Annotated in this window: 25 protein-coding genes and 1 pseudogene; 4 read left to right on the top strand and 22 right to left on the bottom strand. The window is 52.5% G+C overall.

All coding sequences use genetic code 11. The features are described 5' to 3' along the window. Positions 1-31 precede the first annotated feature (31 nt). From ACFO9Q_RS09490 to ACFO9Q_RS09475, 4 genes are all read right to left on the bottom strand, one after another. Positions 32-1,888 (bottom strand): FAD-dependent oxidoreductase, encoded by a 1,857-nt coding sequence (locus ACFO9Q_RS09490; RefSeq protein ID WP_379181150.1) that lies wholly within the window; start codon positions 1,886-1,888, stop codon positions 32-34. Continuing rightward, positions 1,875-2,720: an FAD-dependent oxidoreductase gene (locus tag ACFO9Q_RS09485; protein WP_379181148.1), complete on the bottom strand. Its 846-nt coding sequence runs from the start codon at positions 2,718-2,720 to the stop codon at positions 1,875-1,877. The genes ACFO9Q_RS09490 and ACFO9Q_RS09485 overlap by 14 nt, the downstream gene beginning before the upstream one ends. Before the next feature lie 57 nt (positions 2,721-2,777). Further along, positions 2,778-3,611 carry a helix-turn-helix domain-containing protein gene (locus tag ACFO9Q_RS09480; protein ID WP_379181146.1) on the bottom strand — a complete coding sequence of 278 codons (834 nt, stop codon included), beginning with the start codon at positions 3,609-3,611 and terminating at the stop codon, positions 2,778-2,780. Positions 3,612-3,818: 207 nt separating this feature from the next. Continuing rightward, entirely contained in the window at positions 3,819-5,003 is a 1,185-nt protein-coding gene (locus ACFO9Q_RS09475) for a Gfo/Idh/MocA family protein (RefSeq protein ID WP_379181144.1), read from the bottom strand. Between the two features lie 239 nt (positions 5,004-5,242). Here ACFO9Q_RS09475 and ACFO9Q_RS09470 point away from each other — a divergent pair, with 239 nt between their 5' ends. Next, positions 5,243-6,052 (top strand): sugar phosphate isomerase/epimerase family protein, encoded by an 810-nt coding sequence (locus ACFO9Q_RS09470; RefSeq protein ID WP_379181143.1) that lies wholly within the window; start codon positions 5,243-5,245, stop codon positions 6,050-6,052. Between the two features lie 159 nt (positions 6,053-6,211). Then, a complete protein-coding gene (locus ACFO9Q_RS09465) occupies positions 6,212-7,114 on the top strand; it encodes an AraC family transcriptional regulator (protein ID WP_379181142.1) in 903 nt (300 codons plus the stop codon). A 44-nt stretch (positions 7,115-7,158) separates the two neighbouring features. Here ACFO9Q_RS09465 and ACFO9Q_RS09460 read toward each other — a convergent pair whose 3' ends face one another. The 13 genes and pseudogenes from ACFO9Q_RS09460 to ACFO9Q_RS09400 all read right to left on the bottom strand — a co-directional run bounded on the left by ACFO9Q_RS09460 (position 7,159) and on the right by ACFO9Q_RS09400 (position 18,821). Further along, positions 7,159-7,938, bottom strand: coding sequence for an alpha/beta hydrolase (locus ACFO9Q_RS09460; protein ID WP_379181140.1), 780 nt, complete (start codon positions 7,936-7,938; stop codon positions 7,159-7,161). A 268-nt stretch (positions 7,939-8,206) separates the two neighbouring features. Continuing rightward, positions 8,207-9,079, bottom strand: a pseudogene (locus tag ACFO9Q_RS09455) (5'-3' exonuclease); the annotation flags it as partial. A 624-nt stretch (positions 9,080-9,703) separates the two neighbouring features. After that, entirely contained in the window at positions 9,704-11,113 is a 1,410-nt protein-coding gene (thrC, locus tag ACFO9Q_RS09450; protein ID WP_379181138.1) for a threonine synthase, read from the bottom strand. A gap of 166 nt (positions 11,114-11,279) precedes the next feature. Beyond that, positions 11,280-12,509: an aminotransferase class I/II-fold pyridoxal phosphate-dependent enzyme gene (locus ACFO9Q_RS09445; RefSeq protein WP_379181136.1), complete on the bottom strand. Its 1,230-nt coding sequence runs from the start codon at positions 12,507-12,509 to the stop codon at positions 11,280-11,282. Further along, complete coding sequence (locus ACFO9Q_RS09440; RefSeq protein ID WP_379181134.1) at positions 12,497-12,871, bottom strand: arsenate reductase family protein; 375 nt, start codon at positions 12,869-12,871, stop codon at positions 12,497-12,499. The genes ACFO9Q_RS09445 and ACFO9Q_RS09440 overlap by 13 nt, the downstream gene beginning before the upstream one ends. Positions 12,872-12,884: 13 nt before the next feature. Further along, a complete protein-coding gene (locus tag ACFO9Q_RS09435) occupies positions 12,885-13,856 on the bottom strand; it encodes an RluA family pseudouridine synthase (RefSeq protein WP_379181132.1) in 972 nt (323 codons plus the stop codon). A gap of 8 nt (positions 13,857-13,864) precedes the next feature. After that, entirely contained in the window at positions 13,865-14,449 is a 585-nt protein-coding gene (locus ACFO9Q_RS09430) for a cob(I)yrinic acid a,c-diamide adenosyltransferase (RefSeq protein ID WP_379181130.1), read from the bottom strand. Positions 14,450-14,569: 120 nt separating this feature from the next. Then, positions 14,570-15,787: an aminotransferase class I/II-fold pyridoxal phosphate-dependent enzyme gene (locus tag ACFO9Q_RS09425; RefSeq protein ID WP_379181128.1), complete on the bottom strand. Its 1,218-nt coding sequence runs from the start codon at positions 15,785-15,787 to the stop codon at positions 14,570-14,572. A 12-nt stretch (positions 15,788-15,799) separates the two neighbouring features. Continuing rightward, the gene (locus ACFO9Q_RS09420) at positions 15,800-16,291 is read right to left on the bottom strand and encodes an Lrp/AsnC family transcriptional regulator (RefSeq protein ID WP_379181126.1); all 492 of its coding nucleotides are present in this window, start codon (positions 16,289-16,291) and stop codon (positions 15,800-15,802) included. A 150-nt stretch (positions 16,292-16,441) separates the two neighbouring features. Next, positions 16,442-16,864 carry a spore coat protein gene (locus tag ACFO9Q_RS09415; RefSeq protein ID WP_379181124.1) on the bottom strand — a complete coding sequence of 141 codons (423 nt, stop codon included), beginning with the start codon at positions 16,862-16,864 and terminating at the stop codon, positions 16,442-16,444. A 13-nt stretch (positions 16,865-16,877) separates the two neighbouring features. Then, the gene (locus tag ACFO9Q_RS09410; protein WP_379181122.1) at positions 16,878-17,102 is read right to left on the bottom strand and encodes a hypothetical protein; all 225 of its coding nucleotides are present in this window, start codon (positions 17,100-17,102) and stop codon (positions 16,878-16,880) included. A gap of 193 nt (positions 17,103-17,295) precedes the next feature. Then, positions 17,296-17,961 carry a DUF2642 domain-containing protein gene (locus ACFO9Q_RS09405; protein ID WP_379181120.1) on the bottom strand — a complete coding sequence of 222 codons (666 nt, stop codon included), beginning with the start codon at positions 17,959-17,961 and terminating at the stop codon, positions 17,296-17,298. 161 nt (positions 17,962-18,122) lie between these two features. Continuing rightward, positions 18,123-18,821 carry a hypothetical protein gene (locus tag ACFO9Q_RS09400; protein ID WP_379181118.1) on the bottom strand — a complete coding sequence of 233 codons (699 nt, stop codon included), beginning with the start codon at positions 18,819-18,821 and terminating at the stop codon, positions 18,123-18,125. Between the two features lie 292 nt (positions 18,822-19,113). On the opposite strand from ACFO9Q_RS09400, the gene ACFO9Q_RS09395 reads away from it, so the two are divergent. Together ACFO9Q_RS09395 and ACFO9Q_RS09390 are read left to right on the top strand one after the other, a co-directional pair. After that, the gene (locus ACFO9Q_RS09395; protein WP_379181116.1) at positions 19,114-19,593 is read left to right on the top strand and encodes a hypothetical protein; all 480 of its coding nucleotides are present in this window, start codon (positions 19,114-19,116) and stop codon (positions 19,591-19,593) included. A 30-nt stretch (positions 19,594-19,623) separates the two neighbouring features. Next, positions 19,624-20,706 carry a CotH kinase family protein gene (locus ACFO9Q_RS09390; RefSeq protein WP_379181114.1) on the top strand — a complete coding sequence of 361 codons (1,083 nt, stop codon included), beginning with the start codon at positions 19,624-19,626 and terminating at the stop codon, positions 20,704-20,706. On the opposite strand, the gene cysK is transcribed toward ACFO9Q_RS09390, so the two are convergent. The 5 genes from cysK to ACFO9Q_RS09365 form a co-directional block, all read right to left on the bottom strand. Continuing rightward, on the bottom strand, positions 20,703-21,620 hold the full coding sequence (gene cysK / locus ACFO9Q_RS09385) for a cysteine synthase A (protein ID WP_379181112.1): 918 nt from the start codon (positions 21,618-21,620) through the stop codon (positions 20,703-20,705). The two genes, ACFO9Q_RS09390 and cysK, sit on opposite strands and share 4 nt — an antisense overlap. Positions 21,621-21,632: 12 nt before the next feature. After that, entirely contained in the window at positions 21,633-22,925 is a 1,293-nt protein-coding gene (locus tag ACFO9Q_RS09380; protein ID WP_379181110.1) for an MFS transporter, read from the bottom strand. Positions 22,926-23,019: 94 nt separating this feature from the next. Then, a complete protein-coding gene (locus ACFO9Q_RS09375; RefSeq protein WP_379181108.1) occupies positions 23,020-23,562 on the bottom strand; it encodes a hypothetical protein in 543 nt (180 codons plus the stop codon). A gap of 139 nt (positions 23,563-23,701) precedes the next feature. Next, complete coding sequence (locus tag ACFO9Q_RS09370) at positions 23,702-24,124, bottom strand: DUF350 domain-containing protein (RefSeq protein ID WP_379181106.1); 423 nt, start codon at positions 24,122-24,124, stop codon at positions 23,702-23,704. Positions 24,125-24,157: 33 nt separating this feature from the next. Then, the gene (locus ACFO9Q_RS09365; RefSeq protein ID WP_379181104.1) at positions 24,158-26,524 is read right to left on the bottom strand and encodes an endonuclease MutS2; all 2,367 of its coding nucleotides are present in this window, start codon (positions 26,522-26,524) and stop codon (positions 24,158-24,160) included. Between the last annotated feature and the right edge of the window lie 47 nt (positions 26,525-26,571).

The raw sequence follows: 26,571 nt of genomic DNA, 5'->3' as shown, positions 1-26,571 counted from the left end.
ACATAAGTGATGTCCCTTATCAACGAATTAGTCAGTTAACGACGCATGCCCCTTCATGCTCCCAGCCCTCCAATATACGCCCCGTATAGCTCTGAACCCGCTCCGTCAAGGAGTACTTGAGATTGTTCCCGCCCTTCATCGTAACAGACACTTCGAACTCAGGATGCCCTATCAATTGACGCAGCCCCTCTGTAATAACAGGGCGAATGTCCGGATGAGCATCGCCGATCTGTTCAAGGGCGATAACCCCCATTGATACATATTGGAAGTAATATTCCTCATTGTTCGCGATGAACTCCACATCCTTCGAATCGAACACGAAGGAAGCCGGGTCCTGCAGCAGCTCGATAATCATGGCTGCACTCTCCTTGTCCTTCAAGCTGCCCAGGAGGTACAAGGCCGCGTATCCTCTGACCGAGTTGTACTTGCGCGAAGTGCGCGGCATATAAGGATCCCGCTCTCGAACCATCTGCCGCAGAACCGGCAGTGCAGCCTCGCTGCCCGCTAGCCCCAGCGCTAAGGCACTATTGCGTCTAAGCTGTTCATCCTCCTGCTGATTCACCCACTCCTTCAACCGGTTCAACATGCTCTCGGACTGCCCATTGCCTTCAGTCCGCGCTGCCAGCCTCCTCGCCGACCAGATAGCAATCCCCGGCTTGTCGCCACTGAGCCCTGCCCTAATCTCAGCTGCATGTGTGAGCCACTGCTTCGGTGTATTCTTGCTGTCATCATGGCCGACCGCTTCCTTGAACTGTGCGATGTTGCGGTCCAGACAGCCGCTCTCGGTCAGCTGCTGCTCCAGCACTTCATAAGGCACTTCACGCGGATGAATACCTCTAAGGATAGACTCCGCAGCCAGCAGCCCCGCAGCCTCTCCGGACTTCTGCATATCCCGCTTCATCCGAACACAAGGGGACATATCATGATCAATGGATAAGCATCGGCCTGCAACTAGCAGACCATCTACTCCCTTCGGAATGAGCGCACCTGCTGGAATGGGGACAGCGAAGTTAAGTCCCCACAGACTAGCCGCTACCGACCATTCAATCTGCAGTCTGCTCTCGAAGGCAACATCCTTGCTATGATTATCAAGGTTCGAGTAGGCGTAGAATAACGGCCGGTTCGTATATTCGTCGTTCAGATAACTGGAGAAGGTCACCTTCTCTTCGCCCTGAACGAATCTTCCTTCCCGTATGCCGAGCAGCGGAGCCGTCTTAAGCAGTCTTGGCTGGTCCGTATAAGTATCCCACAGATGGAAGGGCATCAGAGAGGAGTCAACGACTGCTCTTGTGTAATCCGCTCCGCTCTCTTGCTGGATATAGCCGCAGTCGGTATAAGTGAACTCGACACGTCCACCCTTCAGCGTCAGCGCCACATTGGAGAACGGCTGCGCTTGCCCATCCGATGCCCGCCCTCTCTCTACTGCGCTGCCTGCCATCACGCTAACCTCAGCATCACCAGTGCAATCAATGACCAGCTTAGCATACGCGGTATGAATGCCATCTGGCCCAATATAGCGAATCCCTTCCACTTGAGATCCTTCCCTCAACACTTCGAAGACGGTACTCTCCAGCGCGAGCTCCACACCAGTCTCCAGAGCATACTTCTCAAGCACCATCATCTTCACGTCTCCGTGCAGCCAAGTACATGGCAGGAAGTGCTCTTCCCCTAACATGCGCTTCACTTCATCGTCTACCTCTTCGAACAATCCGCCCCTCTGGCCAAAATAATACCCAAGCACGCCTCCGAGCGTCCCTGTTCCACCAAGCCCATGCATGCGGTCAATGCCCAGTACACGCATTCCCTTGCGTGCTGCCATAATAGCTGCGATCGCTCCGGCTGTTCCAAGTCCTGCGACGATGACATCATATTGATTAGCGGATGGCATGCTGCTTCAGCTCCTCTCCATATCGAATCCCTGTATCGAATGCCGTCAGCAGATTATCATATCCACAGGACGGGACCCACACCAAGCCATCCTCCAGCTGATATCTTCCTGGTTCGACTTCATAGACGAATGTATCGGCCATAGCGACTATTCCCCAATCCCTCCACTGCTCAGAGCGCTGTGACCAAGCTTCGTACAGCTTCTGTCGAGCGGCAGGCCAGCTGTCATGAAGTTCAAGCTGACATCTGTATATCATCTCGTTGTCGAACCTTCCCCTAATGATGCTGCTGGCATCCTCCTGACCAAGCTCAGGAATGGGAGCTTCACTGCTGCCCGGGTGAAGCATGGCATGCAGCCACTTCGCTCTTATGCAGCCTGAATCCTTAGCATAGCTGGGCCGGCTGCTGCAGGTAGACGTCGTATCAATGACCTGTTCAGCCGTAAGCTCCTGTCTGCCTGATGCGTTATAGATGACCAGCTTGAACCCGCCTGACTGCGGTGTAATGGCCAGTACCTCCGTCATTAAGTTCAGGTGAAGCGCTCTCTCCTTCGCCCACTTGAAGGTAATGGGAGACATTCCCGGCAGATGCAGGCGTCCATCCGGACTTATCGTATCTCTCTCTCGGAATGAAGCGATTAATTGCTGGGCTGGCTCACTCCAATTCGCATCAGCATTGAGCGGTCTGGCCTGGTATGCTGCTGTATATTCGTAGCCGATGCTGGCTGAACGTTCAATGACTAGCACCCGCTCTGGATCTGCACTAGCCAGACCTAATCCGGTATAGGTAGCTCCAATGACAACGACGGGATAATGGCTTAGGTTATTGGTCATGTCTGTTCCTCTCACCCTCTCAACGATGATCTGCTTGCCTGTTATGATGTGATGAAGCTATTCCTTGCGATATTCCCGAGGAGACAGTCCAGCCTCACGCGAGAATAGCTTGGAGAAGTATAACGGATCCTCGTATCCAACCTCCGCAGCAATAGCTGATATGGGCAAGCTGCTGCTGAGGAGCATCGTCTTCGCCTTCTCCAGCCGAATCTTATGAATGTATTGCAGATAGCTATAGCCTGTATACTGCTTGAACAGGGTAGAGAAGTAGCTGAGCGACACCGAGCACTGACGCGCCATATCCTCACGATGAGCTGGATTCCGATAGTGCTGATGAACATGCAGCATCGCACCGCGAATAGCTTCCTCCAGCTGCCGTTCAGATAGGGAAGGCCGCCCTTGCAGCTCCTCCAATTCGCCAAGCAGCGCAATGAGGCCAAGTCTGGCACGCCACTCATACCCTTGCTGCTGCTCATTCCACATCTGATAGAGACCGCGGAACAGCTCCTCCGCCCTTGCCGTATTGTCCAGCTCTAGCCAGTGCGGCAGCGGAATGGAGGCATGAGGCTCAGAGGTGAAGAGCGAGCTTCCTTCCCAAGTGGCCAGCTTATAGTCGAAGTGAATAGCCATATAGACGAGAGGCGATGCGGGGTTGCTCGTCATCCGGAGACGAACGCCCGCAGGGGAGAATTGATAGCAGCAGCCACTCCGCAGCGGATAGCTTGTGTCATTCAACTCCATCGTCCCTTCCCCGCTTAGGACATACCCTATATTGCACAGCTGGGTAACCTCTCTAATCACCTCATGACCATTCCAGTTCCAGAACTGCTCATCTCGCAGGAAGATGCCGTTAATTCTAGGGATGAACCGGTTCATGAATTCCTGATTCATATAATCCCCTCACTTATTCTGCAGAATATGGAGAATTGATCTTCCCTTACACCTAATTATATCCTTATAGAATCTCTCGTAAATGGATGATTGATCTGAATATATGGTGAATTGTTCAATATCGTCTGCCTGCATCAGGTGGACAAATAAAAACTGCCCATAAGGTGTGGTCACACCCCATGGACAGCTCCATCTCATCTGTTACCGTTAACTGAATGAACTCGACATATCCTCTTCCACTTGCACCGTCTTGTTCTTCACATACTTGGATTGCTTAATCCGTTCACGGAGCTCCTGCTCGTAGGCGTCTCCGTCCAGCGGGAGCTCTACGGTCTTCTTCGTGAAGGAGGAGTGCATGATGGCATTCGCCAGAGTCAGTCCGTTAATCCCCTCAAGGCCATGGGCCACCAGATGCTCCTCTCCGCTATGAATAGCTTCAATGAACTGATTGAATACATAAGGATGATTATGCGGAGCTTCTGTGTCAACGGCAATCTCTTCAAGCGTACACTCTACATTGCCGAACTTTGTAGGAGAGGTATGAATGAAGGACAGCATGGACTCTGCGTTACGATGCAGTTGAATGCTATTATTCTCGAACACGAGCTTGCCGTGCTCACCTACAATCTCCATCCGATTCGTGCCCGGCGTCTCCGCCGTCGTAGCGATGAAGTGGCCAATCATGCCGTTCTTGTGGTGGAAGTACGCCGTCACTTCATCCTCCACCTCAATGTGATGGTACTTGCCGATGCTTGCGAAGCCCGTTATCTGATCAGGCATTCCGAACAGCCATTGATACAGGTCCATATTGTGCGGACACTGATTCGTCAGGATGCCGCCACCCTCCCCTGCCCACGTCGCACGCCAATCTCCACTGTCATAATAGAGCTGTGAACGGAACCACTTCGTATTGACCCAGGTTGCTCGAACTAGCTTGCCTAGTGATCCTCCTTCGACAATCTCCTTCAGCTTACGATGGAACGGGAGTGTTCTCTCTTGGAACATAAGACCGAAGATTAAGCCCGGATAGATGGCACGAGCCTTCTCATAGGCGGTATTCATCGCGATGGCATCATTGACATGCACGGCCACCGGCTTCTCGCACAGCACATGAATTCCCCTCTCGAACGCCTCGATGGCCATGGCCGGATGGTCATAATGAGGTACGCCAATGATGACCGCCTCCAGACCGGACCCATCCAGTAATTCATTATAATGATAATACGCGGTTGTACCTAGAGCGGCCGCATGAGTATCTGCCTTCTCCTTCACTTCATCACATACCCCAACGACCTCCACGCCCGCTGCATCCTTCAGAATAGGGATATAGGTTCCCGCTCCAATGGCCCCAAGTCCGATTAATCCAATTTTAATTTTGCGCTGCTCACTCACTTCAGCTCATCCCCTCAGCTTTTGATAATTATTCATATCTAGATTGTACTTGTCCTTCCGGTCATTCCCAAGGCACTATTTTTTGATCATTAGTGACTATTTAATGATCTTTGCGTACCTTGGCTCTCTTCCAAAAATAGAGCCTATAGTTCCAAAAATAATGGATGGGAAACAAGCTTATCCGTTGGTAAGCTTGTTGGCATAAACGCTTACAACGAGTGAGATGGGAGAGAACGAAGATGAAGATTGCTTTTCAAACACTGGCTTGTCCGAATTGGGATTGGGATACGACGCTCCAGCAGGCGGCAGCTATGGGCTATGACGGTATTGAGCTGAGGGGCGTGGAGGGTGAGATGTTCCTGCCGCGGGCGCGGCCCTTCCTGCCTGAGCATATAGAGGGTACGATACAGCAGCTTCGACAGATGAAGCTGGAGCTCTGCTGCCTGGATACTTCGTCCGCCTTCCACGATGCCGATCGCTATGATGCAGCTATTGCAGAGGGAAGGGCCTATATCGACCTGGCTGGCAAGCTCGGTGTTCCTTATATTCGTGTATTCGGGGATGCTATTCCTGATCCCGCTGAAGCAGCCGCTACTATAAGGCGGATCGCCGCTGGGTTGACCGAACTTGGCCAATATGCTGAAGGAACTGGGGTCACTGTATTATTGGAGACGCATGGGGACATTAGCAATTATAGCGTCATCCAGGAGATATTGAGCTTGACGAGCAGCTCCTCAATTGGCTTGCTGTGGGACTTCGAGCATCCCTTCACGCATGGGGAGGACCCTGCGGTAACGTACAGAGAGCTATCCCCCTATATTAAGCACACCCATGTGAAGGATGCTCGCATCGATGATCAAGGCAGCAAGCAGCTCACTCTGATTGGAGAGGGGAGTGTTCCGGTGTCAGCTATTGTGCAATTCATGAAGCAGGGAGGCTATGACGGCTGGTTGTCCCTGGAATACGAGAAGAAGTGGTTCCCTGATAATCTGGAAGAGCCAGAGGTGTCGCTGCCTGCATACATCGCTTATATGAGAAGTCTGCTGTAGGTATGAAGTAGTAATTGATCGCATGAGCAAGAGCCTGCCTCTGAAGAAATTCAGCGAGGCAGGCTCTTTGAGCACGAGTCACGTATGAACGAATCCTGCTATAATGAACTATACAATAGGACTATAGGCCGCCAAGCCCTCTCGAGGAGATGACTCAACTTGACTTACTATCGTTATCAGGAGTTCATGAAGGATGAATTCCCCTTCAAGGTTGAGGTGAAGGATCAGGCTAAGCTGAGGAGCAATGAACCTCATGCTCATGAATACTTCCAGATCTGCTATGTGCTTCGCGGCACCTGCCTCCACCATGTGAGCGACAGCACAGTTACATTAGTGAAGGGTGACCTCTTCTCTATTCCGCCTGGCTATGTGCATCGGGTTGAGCTGCTGGAGGAGGCTGAGATTCAGATCGTCCATATGGACTTCATGCCCCACTTGCTCGATCACAGCCTGCATGGCCTGACCAACATGGACAGCTTCATTAACTTCGCCTTCATCCAGCCCTTCGCAGCGATGAATGATCGAATGCTCCCGAAGCTTAATCTCTCCCACTCGGGACAAGCCGCCGTCGAAGTCTTAATTACTGAGATGCTGGAGGAGCTGAAGCGTCAGGCAGATGGTTATACGTTGATTGTGAAGGCGAGCATGCAGAAGCTGCTCGTAATAGCGGGTCGTGAATATGCCGACTTCCTTGATCATAAGGCAGAGGGGCATCGTGCCCAGACGAATCGCCGATACTTCGACCAGGCGGTTGACTATGTGAGAGAGAATTACCATCAAGAGATCAAGCTGCAGGATGCAGCTGCAGTCGCCGCCATGTCACCTTCCTACTTCAGTACGATGTTCAAGCTGATCGTCGGCAAGTCCTTCATCGAATTCGTCAACGATACAAGGCTGCAGGAGGCGCTTCGACTGCTCAAGGAGACCGATGAGCGAATTGAGAACATCGCGTATCAGGTGGGCTACAATCAATTAACCCACTTCCACCGCATGTTCCGCAAAATAATAGGGATTACCCCATCCGAGTATCGCAAGCAATGCTCAGCATCTGAGCTGGAATAGAATGAATAGGGGCGGAAGCAATTATTGCTGCTCCCGTTGCTGTGTTATACCTCGTTCAGTTGAGCAATGAACTGCAGGACCATCTCGCATGATTGCTGCTGCGCAGGCGTCGCTATGCCATAACAGAAGCCATGTCCGACACCAGGAAGCACCTTCAGCTCAGCGTGTCCGCCTGCTTCCTTCAGCTTGTTACTGAACGCCTCAATCTGGGACAGCGGGGTAATTGAATCCTCACCTCCATTAATGATAAGGAAGGGCGGCTCGCCGCCTTGAACCGCTTCAATTGGGGATGCCCCTCTATACCGCTCGGGAAGCTCTTCAGCTGACCCGCCCATGAAGGCGGTGACGAAGCTTGAGCCCGTTCTAAGCGTTGTGACCGGACAATATAGCGCTGCGGCTAGGGGGAGAATATAGCCATCCTGAAGCTCATCAGTATAGCCTTTTGAATCATCCGACTTCAGCATAGCCAGCATCGCAGCCAAGTAGCCTCCAGCCGATGAGCCTAACACGACCATCCGGGCTGGATCGAAGCCATATTGCTCGGCAAGGCCCTGTACATAGGAGTAAGCTAATCTAGCATCCTCAAGTGCCCCCGGATATAGGCGGTCTTGGCTGAAGTGGTAGCTCATCGAGGTGCAGAAGTAGCCTCTCTCACAGAACCACTCTGCAACCTCGCGGAACTGCTCCTTGCTCCCCTTGCTCCAGCCTCCTCCGTGAATGAAGAACAGAGCGGTACGCGATGGATTAGAGTCTGGTATGTACAAGTCGACTAGTCTAGCAGCCATGTCATAGCTTGAGTAGGGTTGGTTCAATAGCTTCTTCATGAGCGCCATCTCCTATCTGAATGAACAGCCTGCGCTCCTAGGGAGCACAGGCTATTGCTATTGCTTGTTATTGCTTGCTATAGCTCGGACCTTATTCCTCCGACGCAGCAATCTCCGCCATAGGCAGCCAGAACGACTCCTCCTGCTGCACAGCTGACTGTGCGGCTGGCTGCAAGGGCGGCTTTATTCCTGGCTGTTCCGGCGGCTGCGCTCCTGGGTGCGCCGCTGACCGCACGGACGGCTGCATTTCTAGCTGCACAGTCTCTTCTTCCCCTAGCAGCTTAGCAAGACCGCCGAATTCAAGTTCATTGAACTTATTCCTTGCTAATTCACGCTGCAGGTTCCACAGACTATGATCAAGCTCACACGCAATTGGCACATCCAGCCGAATTCGCGCTAGGTCTCTAGACAGATGCAGCATATCCAGATTCGCCTCAATCTTGCTGCGCACACTCTTCGGAAGCTGTTCAATTGCGTCTAGACAGCCTTCTATCGAACCATACTCGGCAAGCAGCTTCTGCGCGGTCTTCTCGCCGATTCCTTTGACACCGGGATAATTATCGGACGTATCTCCCATGAACGCCTTCAGATCAATAATCTGCAAGGGGGTCAGCTGCTTCGCTGCCAGCAGAGTATCGAGATCATACACCGTATAGTTGGACCGTCCCTTGTTCATGATGACGACCTTGACTTGCTCGGTAATGAGCTGCAGCATGTCATGGTCACCGGTTAGAATGTACACTTCAGATTCACTCTGATGCTTGTGGGACAAGGTGCCGATGCAATCATCTGCTTCGTAACCGGCAAGACCGACGTTCGGAATCCCCATGGAAGCTACGACATCCTTCACCAGGTCGAACTGAGGAATGAGCTCCAGCGGAGCTTCTGCCCGATTCTGCTTGTAGAGCGCGTAGCTCTCGGTTCGGAATGTACTGCTTCCCATATCCCAGCAGCAGATCACATGGGTTGGCTTGAACACATTAACCGCATCGAAAAAATATTGAATAAATCCATAGACCGCGTTAGTAGGCAAGCCTTGACTTGTCTTGCGAATATAGCCCGAATAGGAAGTTGCGTAGAAGGCTCGGAACAGCAGCGCCATTCCGTCTACCAGCAATACCCGGTTATTGCGTTCACTCACTAGCAATCACTCCACTCTCACACTAAAAATTTCTTAGATATTCATCGTATCATGATCCTCTCACAGTCTCCAACTCTTAAATTTGTCAAAATGAATCGGCGGCGGGTGTGTTGCAGATTATTCCAGCACTAGTAACTGTGAAGTATCAATAAAAGGGAGCTAAGCCGATGCATCCGGCTCGCTCCCTCCTGACTAACCTTCCTCTATTTCACTCCGAACCACCAACTCGGCTCGATTAGAGGTACTTTTTACCTCTATTTCGCTCCGAACCACCAACTCGGCTCGATTAGAGGTACTTTTTACCTCTATTTCTCTCCAAACCACCAACTCGGCTCAATTAGAGGTACTTTTTACCTCTATTTCGCTCCGAACCACCAACTCGGCTCGATTAGAGGTACTTTTTACCTCTATTTCTCTCCGAACCACCAACTCGGCTCAATTAGAGGTACTTTTTACCTCTATTTCTCTCCAAACCACCAACTCGGCTCAATTAGAGGTACTTTTTACCTCTATTTCGCTCCAAACCAGCAACTCGGCTCGATTAGAGGTACTTTTTACCTCTATTTCGCTCCGAGCTGGCCGGCGCTTCGCTGAGGGAGCCGCCCTTGCAGCGCCTAGCGCAGCCTACCCGTTATAGAAGGCCGTTAGCTCGCGAACGATTCCTTCGATTGAGCCGTCTGCCCGTGTCTGGCGCTGCGGCTTGTCGAACAGAGCTTCGATCTGCTCCGGGAATGACTGCTCAATGCCGCACAGCTCAATCGCTTCGTTGAACTTAGCCGGATGAGCTGTAGCGAGCGATACCGTAATCTCGTCCCGTTGTGCATACTTGTCTGCAGCCGCTACCCCGCATGCGGAGTGAGGATCAAGCAGATACCCGGCAGACTCATCATACTCCTTAATCGTATTCAAGCACTCCTGTCCTTGCACGCCATGCGCGCCGAACTCCGCCTGAATACGGCTTAACGCGTCACCTGTCAGCACAATCTGACCCTCTTGCTTGAACTGTTCCATCAGCACACGAATCTGCCCAGCATCCTCACCCAGCACATAATACAAGTAACGCTCGAAGTTGCTCGCCACCTGGATGTCCATCGATGGGCTGTACGTAATCCGGAAGTCACCAGGCTTGTATACCCCTTCTAGGATGAAGCGCTCGAGAATATTGTTCTCATTCGTAGCTAGAATAAGCTTGCCGACTGGCAATCCCATACGCTTAGCCAAGTAACCTGCGAATATATCACCGAAGTTGCCCGTTGGCACGCTGAAGTTCACTTGCTTCAACTCCGCTTGCTTCCCATCTGCCTGCTTAACCAATTGGAAGTAAGCGTAGAAATAGTAGACCGTCTGAGCCATAATTCGAACGAAGTTAATCGAATTAATAGCTGCTAGATGGTTCGTCGACTTGAAGTCAAGATCCGCGAACAGGTCCTTAATCATGCGCTGGCAATCATCGAAGTTGCCGTCCACAGACAGGTTAAGCACATTGTCTTCCGCAACTGTCGTCATCTGAAGCTCCTGCACCTTGCTTACCTTGCCATGCGGGTGAAGAATACAGATCTTAATGCCTTCCTTGCCCTTCACGCCTTCAATGGCTGAAGCACCGGTGTCGCCTGAGGTTGCCCCTAGTATGTTAATCTTCCGATTCTGCTTGGACGCTACATAGCTGTACAGCTGGCCCATGAACTGCAGGGCGATATCCTTGAAGGCGAAGGTCGGACCATGGAACAACTCGAGCAGATACAGGTCGTCCTTCAGCTTGCGTACAGGTGTTACTTCCGGATGACGGAAGGTAGAATAGCTTGCGTAGACGAGATCCTTCAGATCTCCCTCAGGAATCTCCCCATTCGTATAGAGAGAGAAGATAGCTAGGACAAGCTCTTGATAGCTAAGCTCCTGCCACTCCTTCAACATCTCCTCGGATACGACAGGTATCTCCTGCGGTACGAGCAGTCCACCATCATTGCCAAGACCCATCATGAAGGCATCAATGAATCCTATGCCCTCGACATTCCCTCTTGTACTGATGTATTTCATGATCCAACAGCCTCCTGCTTGCGAATAATCTGATGACAGCTATATGAATTATAACATCGATGCGATTATAATTGAGCAACTTTTTCGAACAATCTATCCCTAGACTTCAGAGTCCTTATATATTGCTATTATGCATTACTCTAGTTCAGCCCGCTCATCTTGCTATCTAATGCAGCGCTCTCATCCAACGACCAATTCGCTTAGCAGCCTCTACCAGACGTTCAGCCTCTTCAACCATAGCTATTCGGACATATCCTTCACCAAGTGCTCCGAAGGCGCTGCCAGGAATGACGACAACGCCAGTTGCTGCGAGTATTGCCCGGGCAATCTGTCTGGAGCTCCACGAACGAGACTCCTTGCTCTGCAGTGGCGGCAGCGGTGCCCAGATGAACATCGTCGCCTTCGGAAGCGGCACGTTCCAGCCCTCAGCCCTCAGCGCCTCTACGAAGATATTACGCCTCTCTTCGTATAATCGTCCAACCTTCGGCCGTTCAGTGCTCGACATCGCTTCCTTAAGAGCAACGACACCAGCATCCTGAACTGCGTTGAACACGCCGAAGTCGATGGATGCCTTAAGCTCACGCAGGGAGGCAATTGCTGCTCGGTTACCGGCCAAGAAGCCGATTCGGCAGCCCGCCATGTTGAAGCTCTTCGATAAGGAATGGAATTCCACAGCCGTATCAACCGCTCCGGGCACACTTAGAATGCTTGGCGGCTCATATCCGTCGAAGCTCATCTCGGAATAGGCTAGATCGCTCACTATCAGCACACCATGCTCCCGTGCCAGGTTCACCGCGCTCTGGAAGAAGGGCAGATCAGCTGTGGCAGACAACGGATTGCTCGGATAGTTGAGCAGCAAGAACTTCGCCCGCTGCCATACCGAATCCGGCACAGCTGCTAGATCGGGGAGGTAGCCATTGCCCTCCGTGAGAGGCAGCAAGTACGGCTCCACTCCGGCCAAGGCCAGAGAGGCGGCATAGATAGGGTAGCCGGGATCAGGAATGAGCGCCACATCTCCAGGATTGCAGATGGCCATAGCGAGATGGGCGAGACCGTCCTGCGAGCCCATCAGCGATAACATCTCGAGCTCTGGGTCCACCTGAACGCCGAATCGGAAGGCCATCCATTCCGCTGCTGTCTGCCGGAACGCACTGCTCCCTCTTGAACCAGGATAGGCATACTTGTCTGTCCGAAGAGCCGCTTCGCTTAATGCTTGGCGAACCTCTGGCGAGGGCGGTTGATCCGGGCTTCCGATGCCCAGATCAATGACGTCCAGCCCCGATGCAATCGCTTCTTGCTTCCACTCGGCAACCTCAGCGAAGATGGGCGATCCCAGCTCAGCAAGCCGGCTGGACCGCCATTCCTTATGCCCAGGCGTCTTCGTCACTTGCGCCACGCCCTCTCATATTCCTCTTCCTTGTAGCCGACAGTAACCTGCTCCCCATCTGTAACGAGCGGCCGCTTCATCAGCATCCCATCACTCACTAGCAGCTTGATCTGCTCTTCGTCTGACATGGAGGACAGCTTGTCCTTGAGTCCAAGTGACCGGTATACATCCCCAGATGTGTTGAAAAACTTCTTAAGCGGCAACCCGCTGCTCTTCACGATCTCAGTCATCTCTTCAGCAGAAGGAGCAGCTTCGACAATGTGTCTGACATCCAGCTCCCGCCCCATGGCTCCTAGTGTCTTGACTGCGGCTCTGCAGGTGCTGCACTTCGGATATTGATATACAATCAGCGGCTTGTTCGTCTTATTCATGGTCGTAATCCTCCTAAGTTGTCTCTAATATCTGCTCCAGTCTAATCAGCTCCTCAGGAAGGCTGGCTGTCCATTCCATTCGCTCCTTCGTCATCGGATGCGTCAGACCCAGCGTCTCCGCATGAAGGGCTTGCCGGGATACCGTCTCCTCCCATGCAGGAACAGCCTGAAGCCCATGCAGCCTATGAACGCTCTGAGCCTCGGGCCCATACATCTTGTCTCCAATGAGCGGGCAGCCAAGATGCTGCATATGTACTCGGATCTGATGCGTGCGTCCGGTCGCAAGCTTGAGTCTAACCTTAGATGCGGCAGCATCGCCTTCCTTGCCGTACACAGCCGTAGTCGTATAGTGTGTGATGGACGGGTAACCATCCTCCCTGACCATACGTACATGAGGAGCGTCCGGGTTCCTATCGATAGGTGCATCCACTGTTCCGGAGAGCGGTGAAGGTGAGCGATAGACGTAGGCGCAATACCACTTGTCAATCTGCCCAGCTTGCAGCTGCTCCGATAGCTGCTGATGGATGTAGGGGTTCTTGGCAATGCATACAAGCCCTGAAGTATCCTCATCAAGCCGGTGAACTGGCCGGAATCGAACCCGTTCGCCCTTCTCCTGCCAGTAGTGCACGATCCCGTTCGCTAACGTACCGGTATAGTGACCGTGAGTAGGATGGACGATCAGCCCGGCAGGCTTATTCACGATGAGCAGGTCGTCATCCTCGAAGACGATTGCTAGGTCCATCTTCTCCGGCTTGATATCATCCGAGATCTCCTGCTCCATGCGAATCGTCAGCTCATCTCCGGCGGACACCTTATGAGAGGTGTACACCCGCTCGCCGCCCAGTGTAATGCCCTGCTCCGTCTGCTTCACGCGGGATAGCAGCTTCCTTGATACCCCAAGCTTCCGCTCCAGCACAGTCCTCACCGTCATCCCGCTGCTTCCTTCATCAATGACGATTGTAATTGGCTTATAATATTGCTCCATGGCGTAATCTAGCCTTCCTTGCCAGTCTTCTTCTTACGGAATACTTCAGCACTGCGAACGTATTCGGTGTCTGCGACCTGTTGCCTCGCATTGGTCACTCTAGCGGCAGCGAAGAAGAAGTCCGACAGTCGGTTCAAGTAGGTAAGAACATCCGGACTAACGGCATGCTCATTCATCATAGTCACTACACGGCGCTCTGCACGTCGGCAGACCGTACGGCACACATGGAGATGTGAAGACACTAAGCTGCCTCCTGGCAGAATGAACCGGGTAAGCTCTGGAGCCTCCGCTATATAGCGGTCAATGATTGCCTCCAGCCTCTCTGCCGGCTCTGCCGTCACCTTAAGCGGCGCATCCGGTCTGGCATACGCTAGATCTGAACCGCAATCGAACAGCTCCTGCTGAATGTCCAGCAGCAGCTCCGTAAGCTCGGTCAACTCCTCATGCCGAGCGGCCTCCGAAGCTGCAACTCCTACGAAGCAGTTCAGCTCATCAATCGTGCCGTAAGCCTCCACTCTAGCATCGTCCTTGCTCACGCGGCCGCCAATTAAGGATGTCTGGCCTTGGTCACCCGTCTTCGTATATAATCTCATGCCTGATCCACTCCTCGATCTGCAGTATGCAGCAGATAATGTATCGTTCCCTTGTAACTGTTATGATAAAAAACAATAACCCCGCCTGAGCGAGGTTATCATACCCTTCCCTATCCTTCGTTAGCCTTGCTTCACCTTGTGGACGAACTTGCCGATCCGGTCCATCGCTTCACTGAGCTGAGACACGGAGGTCGCATACGAGCAGCGAAGATGTCCTTCGCCGCCTAGTCCGAACACATTGCCCGGAACGGCAGCCACGTTCGCTTCTTCCAGCAAGCGCTCAGCGAACTGCTCCGAAGTAAGGCCCGTTGAAGCAATGGACGGGAAGGCATAGAAGGCGCCTTCCGGCTCATGACAATCGAGTCCGATATCACGGAAGCCCTTCACGACCAGCCTGCGCCGCTGATTGTACGCTTCCACCATCCGGTCCTTCTCTTCCATTCCGTTGCGGAGCGCTTCAAGCGCGGCATATTGTCCCATGATTGGTGCACACATGACCGTATATTGATGTATCTTCAGCATCGCAGACAGGATATCGGAGTGACCGCAAGCATAGCCCATTCGCCATCCGGTCATCGCGAACGCCTTGGAGAACCCGCTCACAAGAATCGTTCGGTCCTTCATGCCCGGCATGGCTGCGAAGGAGACATGATTCGATCCATAGGTTAGCTCCGCGTAGATCTCATCTGAGATGACGATGAGATTATGCTCCTCTACGAGCTTGGTAATGGGAAGCCAGTCCTCATAGCTCATAATGCCGCCGGTAGGATTGCTTGGATAACAGAGAATAAGGACCTTAGACTTCGGTGTAATAGCCGCGCGCAGAGATTCTGCCTTCAGCTTGAATTGATCCTTGGCGAATGTCTCTATACCGACTGCAACTCCGCCGCTCAGTGCCGTAATGGGAGAATAAGAGATGTAACAAGGCTCCGGTATGAGAATCTCATCCCCTGGCGTAATCAGTGCACGAAGCGCGAGGTCAATCGCTTCCGAGCCGCCGACCGTAACCAGCACTTCATCGGCAGGATTGTAGTTGACCGCGAAGCTGCCGTCCAGATACTCTGCTATCGCTTCCCTAAGCTCAGGCATGCCCGCATTAGAGGTGTATTGCGTCTTCCCAATCTCGAGAGCATAGACGGCTGCTTCCCTTACATGCCAAGGTGTGATGAAGTCCGGCTCGCCGACACCAAGCGTAATGACATCCTTGCGTGAGCTTACGAGATCGAAGAATCGTCTAATGCCTGACGGCTTAAGCCCTCTGGCAAGCGGTGACAAGTAGTCCTTCATCGATCTTAACTGCTGCTGTTCAGACTTCTGTCTCTCCTCTTCCTTAATCATAGCCATTCCCCTTTACGGCGAGATCATCAGACGCTGATCGCCTTCATGTTCCTCGAAGATGATGCCGTCTTGCTTGTATTTTTTCAATATGAAGAAGGTCTTCGTCGACAGCACCGCATCAATCGGAGACAGCTTATTCGATACGAATGAGGCCACTTCCTTAAGATTCTTGCCTTCGACCTCTACGAGCAGATCATAAGCGCCAGACATCAGGTAGACGGACTTCACTTCCGGATAGAGATAGATTCTCTCTGCAATCCCTTCGAAGCCGCGGCCGCGCTCCGGTGTAATCTGAACCTCGATCAGCGCCGTAACCTTCTCATCCGCGACCTTGCTCCAGTTCACAACCGTTGCATACTTCACAATGATATGATCGTTCTCCATATCCTTGATCGCTTGCTGCACCTCTTCGACCGATGCGTCCAGCAGCGTGGCAATAAGCTCCGCGTCCCGTCTGGCATCTTCCTTCAGCAGCTCCAGCACTCTCAATTGCAGTTCCGTCATGATCTTACCCCTTCCATATGCCTCATGCTCCATTATTATAAAGTTAATATTACAACGAATTCCTCCTTCCTGCAAAGGAATTGCTGGCGTTCCACACAAAAAGAGCCTGCAAGGCGCTAACCGCCCTACAGGCTCAAATTGGCTACATGGCTACATATAGTAGTTAGGGGTTGGAGTCTGGTGAAGCGGCTGCTGTTGCTGCTGATAGGCTGGAGGCATGACTTGCCCTTGATGCATAGGATGGGCTTGTCCGCCTTGTTGGCCTAAGCGCTGGCTTAAGAACTGCTGTGTCTCTTGCTGTGTCTTCTGGTATTGATTCATCTGCTTCGTAATCTCCTGCTTGAGAGCTGGAGATGCCGTATCGTACATCTGCTGGGATTGCATCGCTTGATACAGCTGCCCTTGAAGCTGAAGCGTGCTATGGGTCAAGCTGTTGAACATCTGACGAATGTCCGGACAACTCGATTCGGTTGCTGCTGTCGCATACTCTCTTACGACACGCTTCAAGTCTGCGAGTACCGTATAAGCCATATCCTTCTCCGGCATGATGGATTGTCCTTGCTGCTGATACATGGGTTATCCTCCTCTAACTCTGCGGCTGGCTAGGAGCCAGCTGCTGGTGCTGGTGTAAGGAATTCATTAAGGTCTGATAGTGCTGTTGGTGCACCTGCACCATCTGCGAGCACACGCTGCGCAAGGTGGGATTGCTTGCAGCGGAAGCGACTACCGCGCATTGCTTAGAGAGCAGATCTTCATTAGACATGGAATCCACGATGTATTCCAGTTCCTTGGCCGTTATCGGTTGCAGCATATTTTACTATGTCCTCCTCAGCGAGCTTAAGCATGATTAACCTCTGAAGCCTAAGCTTTCCATTCTATTTGCCTACGTATTATGACCGGACAGCAAGCCGATTATGTGCATGAATACCAATCCATACATAGAAAAAAAAACCTCTCCTTACTTCTAAGGAAAGGATTGGAATGGAATGCTCCAGCTTGCAGCATTATGGGAGATGAACAGTCTTCACATGGTCAAAATGAAGGAACACAGATGAGCTGCTTGCATTCGCTAATTCAATCATGCTCTGATCGACACTCTTCAATACACCGATCTTGTTGGAATTCTCGCCTAGGTCAAGAACGACGAACTCTCCAACTAACTTGCGGAGCTGTGCATCGAAGGTGCGGGCAAGAGTAAGCGGAGAAGGCTTAAGCGGGAACTGTTCGGGCGTTAAGGCATAGGGAGTAACGTTCGGGCTATAAGGAATCAAATACTTCAAGTGCTGAAGGGAAATAATAACGGAATGATAGACAGGAGAGTAGAAGACGAAGAAATCATTCATTACCGTTGTTAAATAACCATGAATGGATTGATTGCCCGTAATATAGATTTCAGAGAACATGCCTTTGGCGTTCATTAATATTTTACGATAGGAGATTGGTTCATTATAGGGCTCAAAAGGCAGCTCCGGTACGATATAATCTTCCTCTTCGTTCATAGATAGACGCAGCTGCTGCAGATGGATAAGCGGAATATATAGAAACTGGGAACCGTTATGAAGAACGAGTATATCCTGGCCAAATTCAATCAGCTTGCCACGCAGCGGCGTGAACTTGCCCGAAATCTCCAGTTCAACTTGCCGGTTCAGCAGCGGATGACGGGTTTTCATGCGATCAACCTCCTTAGGGCACCGACGTTAAGCGTCTTATTCAACAACCTCTAGCTGCGAATAGACATAGGATCGGGCTCGGCAGCAGAGCCGAGCCCGATCACTAGCCATCTAACCGGAGAGAGGGCTGCTAACCTTTGCGGGCTGAGATTGAGAGGAGATTAGCGATTTCTGCCGCCGGTGCGGCCGCCAGTACGGCTGCCCCCGGTACGGTTACCGCCAGTGCGTGCACCGCCCGTACGATTGCCGCCTGTGCGGTTGCCTCCGGTACGATTGCCGCCAGTGTTGCTTCCGCCAGTACGGTTGTTACCGCCTGATTTGTTGCCGCCGGACTTGTTGCCGCCGGATTTGTTGCCGCTGTTGTTGTCTTTGTTGCCGCCGGATTTGTTGTCGCCCTTGCCTGCTACCTTAATCGTCTTGATATGCATAATCTGAATCTGTGCAACTTCCTTGCCGCCTACAACTAGAAGCACAGCATCATTCCCTACTTCAGCTAAGAACCCTTCTACCTTCTCAGGTCCGCCCCAGTTAATCTGCACGAACTTCTGATTAAGTGCGCGAAGCACGCCCTTGAAGTTGGAAGCTACGATATAATCGGGAGTGAATCCGCCGCTCTTATTATTGTCCAGCTCTGTAATGCTCTTCACATGGCTAGTCGTAATATAGACGATACCTTCCTTAGTGCTTAGTACAAGATAGTCACTCTCTACAGCAAGCAGCTTGCCTTGCAGCGACTCTGGTCCGCCGCGGTTGATCTTGACATTCTTGCCTACTAAGCGGTTCAAGTACCCGTGCTTGTCATCCTTCTTGTGATGAGACTGACCCTGTCCGCCAACATAAGAATTGCACCAATAATTCATTCGTTAATCCCTCCGATATATTCGTTATACTAGCTCCCCACTCGGATTCTACTAATCTCTTCAAGCATCAGGTCGATCTATCATGGGAGGCGATATGTAATATATTTATATGTATCCTAGAGAGAAGGGGTACTAGATTAATATCTATTTATTGAAGATTCAGCTATTCACCTGTTGCGATTAATAGAGTAGATACATAGGTTGTTATATCTCAATTCATAGGAGGAGATATATATGCCTGGCAAAAGCAAAGGATCAAAAGGCGACCGTACACGCGGCGGACGTACTGGCGGTGACCGGACTGGCGGTGACCGCACACATGGTGGTCGCACTGGCGGTGACCGCACTCACGGTGGTCGCACTGGCGGTGACCGCACTCACGGTGGTCGCACTGGCGGTGACCGCACTCACGGTGGTCGCACTGGCGGTGACCGCACTCACGGTGGTCGCACTGGCGGTGACCGCACTCATGGTGGCCGCACTGGCGGTGACCGCACTCGCGGCGGACGCACTGGCGGTGACCGCACTCGCGGCGGACGTACTGGCGGTGACCGCACTGGCGGCGGACGCACTGGCGGTGACCGCACTCGCGGCGGACGTACTGGCGGCGACCGCACTGGCGGCAACCATTCGCACGCCGATCACAATGGCGGCAATGAAGGCCATCCCGACAAGGGCTGGCAATGGGAATTCTGGCTTGGGAAGCAGCAGCCACAGTGACCAATCCGTCACGGGCGGAATAAGGTGTATAGAAGCCTATCGCATGCGATAGGCTTACCTTTTTGCCCAAGGGGATGGTTATATGTCCGGGGAAGCATTGCCTATTCGCAGCATTCGAATCGCGGCAGCAGATCTTCGTGAGCTGCAGCAGGATGCATGGAGCAAGCAGATGAAGCCAGTGCAGCTTGAGCTGGAAGGCAGCTCCTATAAGGCCCAGTTCGGCTATCGGGGCGGCCATACGCGAGGTTATCGGAAGAAGTCTTATGAAGTGAGGATTAACGGCGGCCGAATCCTGCATTGGAATGCTGAATATGATGACCCATCCATGATGCGCAATGCGCTTTCGTTTTATTTTTTCAACAAGATTGGGGTACTGGCTCCGAAGACGAAGCACTTCTGGCTAATTATTAATGGGGAGCCGCAAGGGGTATATCTGGAGATTGAGTCGGTTGACGAGCTGTTCTTCAGAGAGAGGGGACGAAGCTGGAAGTCCATTATATATGCCGTGAATGACAGCGCGAACTTCTCCCTTATTGATCCCATAACTAAGAGTGCGAAGACCGACCTATTCGACGGCTATGAAGTGGTAAGCGGGGGTGCTGGCACGAAGACGAGACTTCGCACCTTCCTTGCATCCATTCATAAGCTGCCCAGGCAGAAGCTGCAGCCCTACCTGGCTCGACGGCTGGACATTGATCAATATCTGCTGTGGCTTGCAGGAGCTGTACTTACCGGTAATTATGATGGGTTCGATCAGAATTATGCGCTCTATGAGCATGGAGGGACAGGGAAGTATCGTATTCTGCCTTGGGATTACGAAGGTACATGGGGGCGTAATTGTTACGGCAAGCCTTGTGGAAGTAATCTTGTTCGGTTAGAAGGGTACAATCATCTGACTCAAGCTGTGCTGTCCTATTCGGCCTATCGCCAGCAATATAAGAAGGTGATGACCAGCCTGCTCCGTGACGCATTCACCACGGATGAGCTGGTACCGGTCATTCAGCAGATGCATAGCCATATTGATTCAGCCATTAGACATGATCACACGCGGGGAAGCTCCTATGCGACCTTCGCTTCGGAGCCAGCCTTCATGCGTCAATATATTAGTGAGCGCAGAGATATTCTGAAGACGGCCCTTCAAGAGTGGAAGCCGAATAAGGGCTAGAATAGCCCCATGCTAAGATACCGCTCACCGCTGTCTGGGGCGATACAGAGCACTCGTCTTCCCTCTCCGAGCCGCCTCGCGATCTGCATGGCAGCCCAGACCGATGCGCCGGAGGAAGGTCCGAGCAGCAGCCCTTCCAGTCTAGCGAGCTGTCTCATCGTGGCCAGTGCGTCTTCATCGGATACCGCAATGATCTCATCGTACACCGATGTATTGAGTATGGCAGGAATGAAGCCGGGACTCGTGCCAACCAGCTTGTGAGGACCCGGTTGTCCGCCTGATAATACTGGAGAACCTAATGGTTCTACGACTGCTACATACAGCCCGGGCAGAGCCTCCTTCAGAGCCTCTCCGGTGCCGGTAATCGTCCCTCCGGTTCCAGCGGTTGCCACGAAGGCATCCAGCCGTCCTTCGGTCTGTTCAATAATCTCCTTAGCCGTAGTGATACGGTGGATGTGCGGGTTCGCCTCATTCTCGAATTGATTCGGAATATAGCTGCCGGGAATGGATTGTTGGATCTCCTTCGCCATGCGAATGGCACCCGGCATCCGTTCAGCAGCTGGCGTAAGGACAACCTCCGCGCCATATGCGCGAAGCAGAGAGATTCGCTCTACCGTCATATTGTCGGGCATGACTAGAATTAGCTTATACCCCTTAGCTGCCGCATTCATCGCAAGCCCGATACCGGTATTCCCGCTAGTCGGCTCGATAATCGTATCCCCTTCACGAATCCATCCGTGCTGCTCCGCACTAGCGAGCAGCGAGGATGCGGCTCGATCCTTCACACTTCCGCTTGGATTGAACCGCTCCAGCTTCACGAGCACTTCAGCGCTTCCCGGCTCTGCAAGCCGGTTCAGCCTGACGGCAGGTGTATCTCCTATGAGCTCGGTCACGGCTCGCACGATTCTGGTCATCGCTCTCTCCTTCTATACCTTGGTAGACTTCAAGTATGGGCTCATCAACCACCATGCGGCAATCGGAACGAGTCCGACTCCGAGCATAAGCCAGGTGATGGCTGTCTTCGAATCATTGATCGGGAGTACGATCAGGTAAGCACACAAGCCAATCACTCGGCCAGTCGTCAGTCCCGCCTCCCGTAAGACGATGAACTCCTCACGCTCCCTGACGCTCTGTTCAGACTGCCCAATCAGGTCGAAGATTCGTGTGGTCATCGGGATAATATAGAGCGGCATGAACAAGGCAGTACCGATACCGAATACAAGCAGAGTCATGTAGTTCATCTCATAGAATAGCGGCAGGATGAATAGCGTAATCATGATCGTCCCAATCAGCATCGAAGGGTTCCGATTGCTTGGCCTCAGCCGCTTGCCTGCCAGCCAGAAGCTGACAAGCGCAACCGATGAGGTAATGAGAGAGAAGGCTCCAAGCTTCCGTTCATCCTCCGTTGCAATGTATACAATCAAGCCTACGAGGAACATGAAGACGCCTTCCCGCACCCCTTGGGCGACGATGGCCGGCAATACCCTTCGCCAGCTGTTCCCCTTCTCCCGCAATTGGTGAAGACCATGGAGCCACTGGTACTGCCCCTCGCTCTTCCGCTTCCTGAGCCAGAAGCTGAGAATGACGGTCAACCCGAAGATAACAAGCGATATGGTGAAAATCAACTGATATCCCCGCTCGCCCTTCATCGACGTAATCAGCAAGCCAGATATCCATGGCGCAGCAATACCGGCGAAGGAGCTTAACAGTCCCGCCCAGCCGTTGAATCGATCCCGGTTATCCGGCTCCGTAATCTCGAAGTAGATCACATTGAAGGCAATCCAAAAAAAGCCTCCAGCCATACCGTTCAGTATGCCAAGCGGAACGCCATATTGCTTCGCCGTCGTGCCGAGAAGCAGCACCAAGCAGTAGAAAACACCTGACAATACAATGCCAAGCCGAAGGCTGTTCATCTTATTGTGCTCCTTCACCCACTTGCCGGCAAGCCAGAACGTTAGTCCGCTCGTTATGTATTGTCCGAAGGTGAACCAGCCTATCAGCATGTAGGACCCGCTTGCCTTCCACAAGTAGACCGCAAGGAAGGTGCCAGAGAGCGCATGCGCCGTACCGAATAACGCCTGCACGGCTAGCAGCAGAATCGCCTGCGACCCTAGAGCACCAGCACCCCTGCCACTCTCTCCCTCTCTCCGCATCCCTTGCTGCTTGCTTCCCATCGTCTCGAGCCAACGAGACTGAACCGAATGCTTGCCCTGTTCCACAGCCCATGTCCCCCCAGTCTGTACTTCCCTGTAAGGTACCCTGTTGGCTGTACAAACATGCTTATTCCTGAACTTGGATCCAGCAGAGCAACGGTTATTCCTTAGGACTAAGCAGCTTAATCATATGGTCTCTGCCGTCCGCGCTTAGCATAGAGCTCGTCTGGAAGCAGGCAGGGCACACATACCAAGTCACTTCGAATGGAACGGCTACGACAGGCACACCCATCGATGGAGGGACAGCGGCCTTGAATTGCTCCGGCCCCATGGATTGCTTGCCAGCCTCCAGCATATACTCTCGGCATGCAGGGCATTCCGGCACTTCCTCTTGCCCATCCAATATTCGTTCCATCTTCTCCTCTACGGCGAGCCAGGATCGATCGGTCTGACGGAAGCCATTGTCGGAATGACGATCCTCCCAGTCCAAGTCCTCTTCCTCTTCCTCTACATCCTCATCCCGGGTATCTTCCCAATCCTCTTCCTCAGCTTCAGCGCTATCCTGGCCAATTCCGATCTGTACCGTCCGATAGCCGCTCAGCTCATTCTCACAATGCGGGCAATGCTTCTCCGGTCCGATCTCCTCATCCCATATAATCTCCGTCAGGCACCACGGGCAGATGACTTCGTTCTGTTCTTCCATTCCAATATTCCTCGCTTCCACAGATAGTTAAGTTAGATAGATGACTCCAAGTATGATGAATAGACAAGCTAGGGCCAGCAAGATTCCCCACAAGTACTTCATAGCCGATCAAGCCTCCTGCTGCTGATAAGTTCATTCATTATAAGGTTACCGTCGCTCCAATGACGTAGGACAAGGCGATAGATATGATCATAGCGATGAAGCCGACCGCGCGGTTATCCCTTGCAATCTCGTCATCGATTCGGAAGACTGGTGTTAGGAATTCGAACAGGAAGTAGGCAGCTAGCAAAATAACAAAGCCAAATCCCCCCCAAATCAAGCTCTGATAAACAGAGTCATTGGCTTCAATGGAGAATCGAAACAGATTGCATATTCCGAATATCTTGCCGCCTGTTGCCATGGCAGCTGCGACATTCCCCTTCTTAATCTCATCCCATGTCTTGTACTTCGCAACCAGCTCGAAGCAGGACAAAAAGACGATCAAGGCCAGCACGGTTACTGACACATAGATCAGGGAAGCCGAATAGGCGTTGCTTAGCAAGGAATCCACTTCATTGTCCATGGGATCGCCCACCTCTAGTTCTACAGAATGGTATTACTTCAGTTCAGCAACGGTCACTCCATTGCCGCCCTCACCGTAATTGCCTAACCGGAAGGCCTTGACCAAGCTATGCTTCCTTAGATACTGCTGGATACCCGTTCGGAGTATGCCGGTCCCCTTGCCATGGATAATGAATACTTGGCCTAGACCGGAGAGGAAGGACTCGTCAAGGAATTGATCGACCTCCATAATGGCTTCTTCGAGGTTCGCACCTCTTAGATCAAGCTCCATCCGCACATTCTCTTCCTTCGTACGCTTCAAGCTCGCAGCCAGCTTAGGCTGCTGAGGCTTCGAGTCGTTCGACTTCAGCAGCTCAAGGTCATCGATGGCCACCTTCATCTTCATGATGCCTAGCTGTACGGTTGCGTCTGATCCTGATCGTTCGACGACCGTCCCCCGCTGGTTCAAGCTGTACACCATCACTTCATCGCCAGCCTCAATGCTGGCCGGTCTAGCTCCACCCTTGCCTGCTGCGGGCCTCTTCTTCTTCTCCGCAGCCGGTGCAGCTTCATCGAGCTTGCGGCGAGCCTCAATTAAGCGATGCTCCTTGACAGATGCCCCTTCTTCCATAGCCAGCTTGCGAAGATCGGATATAATGTCTTCCGCATCCCGCTTCGCCTTCGCAACGGCCTCCCGGGCTTCTTCACGCGCCTTCTCCAGCAGCTTGTCACGCTGCTCATCGAACCGCAGACGCTCTGCTTCATGCTGTGCACGGAGAGCTTCCACTTCCTTGCGGAGCGACTCTGCTGTGTTGCGTTCGTTCTCAGCTGTCAGACGGTTCTCTTCGAGTGAAGCAATCATATTCTCTACGCGCTGATCTTCTTCACTAACCTCTCCGCGGGCATGCTCAATGATGGAAGCATTCAGCCCCAGCCGCTCTGCAATAGCGAAGGCGTTGCTTCGTCCCGGCACACCAACAAGCAAGCGATACGTCGGGCTAAGCGTAGCAACGTCGAACTCCATGCTGGCATTGATGACTCCCTTGCGATTATAGGCGTAAGCCTTCAGTTCACTGTAATGGGTAGTAGCTACAATTCGGCTGTCCAGCCGGTGAATGTGCTCAAGTATGGCAATGGCAAGCGCCGAGCCTTCGGCTGGATCTGTTCCTGCACCGAGCTCATCGAGCAGCACCAAGCTCTTCGCCGTCATCGATCCAAGAATTCGGATAATGTTCTTCAGATGGGAGGAGAAGGTGCTCAGGCTCTGCTCAATGCTCTGCTCGTCCCCGATATCCGCATAGATCGCATCGAACACACATAGCTGGCTGCCTTCTTCCGCCGGTACGAACAGTCCGGACATGGCCATCAGGCTTAGCAAGCCAATCGTCTTCAGCGATACGGTCTTGCCTCCAGTATTCGGACCGGTAACGATAATCGCTGAGTAATCATTGCCCAGCTCGACGTCAAGCGGGACTACATGTTCAGCGGGAATGAGCGGATGACGGCCGCGCTTCAGCTTAAGGAAGCCTCTGTCATTCATACGTGGCATCGTGGCGCGCATCGTATGGGCAAGCCTCGCCTTCGCGAAGTCGAAGTCAAGCTCCCCGAGCAAGTCAAGATCATAGAGCAGATTCTCGGTATGTTCCGCTGCAGCTGCCGTAAGCTTCTGAAGAATCTTCTCAATCTCTCTCATCTCTGCCGCGCGCAGCTCGCGAAGCTTATTGTTCATGACGACAATCGTCTCCGGTTCGATGAACAAGGTAGCTCCTGAGCCGGATTGATCATGAATAATACCGCCGAAGTGCGAACGATACTCTTGCTTGACGGGAATGACATACCGGTCATTACGGAGTGTAATAATCGTCTCTTGGAGCATCTTCTGTACGGAAGAGGATCTGATCATCTGCTCGAGCTTCTCTCGAATGCGCGACTCGCCGCCCCGCAGCTCTCTTCGAATGGAAGCAAGCTCCGAGCTTGCACTGTCCATTACCTCTGCTTGCTCGTCAATACAGGAGAAGATAAGGTCCTCGAGCGGCTTATGCTCTGATAATTGTTCGGCCAGGCTATATAGCAGCGGCATCGCATCATCCTCATGCAGCTGAGTAATATGACGCTTGACCCTGCGGCCTCCCCGAACGGTCGAAGCGACCTCGAGCAGCTCGGCAGGATTCAAGGTTCCCCCGATTCTCGCTCGATGCAGGGATGACGTAATATCGGCTACGCCTCCGAATGGGGGGCTGCCCTTCAGCCGGTCAGCCTTATAGGCCTCATCCGTTGCTTGCAGGAGCAGCTTCACATCCTCCAGCTCAGAGTTCGGGCTGAGCTTCTCAGCCCTGACCTTGCCGAGCGATGTCGCTGCATGCTGCGTTAATTTATGTACAATCTTCGTGAACTCTAAGGTTGATATGATTTTGCTATCCACAACGAATAACACTCCTCTCGCTTCCCTTATTATAGCTGAACGCATGG

Origin of the sequence: Paenibacillus sp. GCM10023252 (assembly GCF_042653305.1) — a bacterium.
Classification (GTDB): Bacteria; Bacillota; Bacilli; order Paenibacillales; family Paenibacillaceae; genus Pristimantibacillus.
This window is presented reverse-complemented; position numbering and strand designations above follow the sequence as displayed.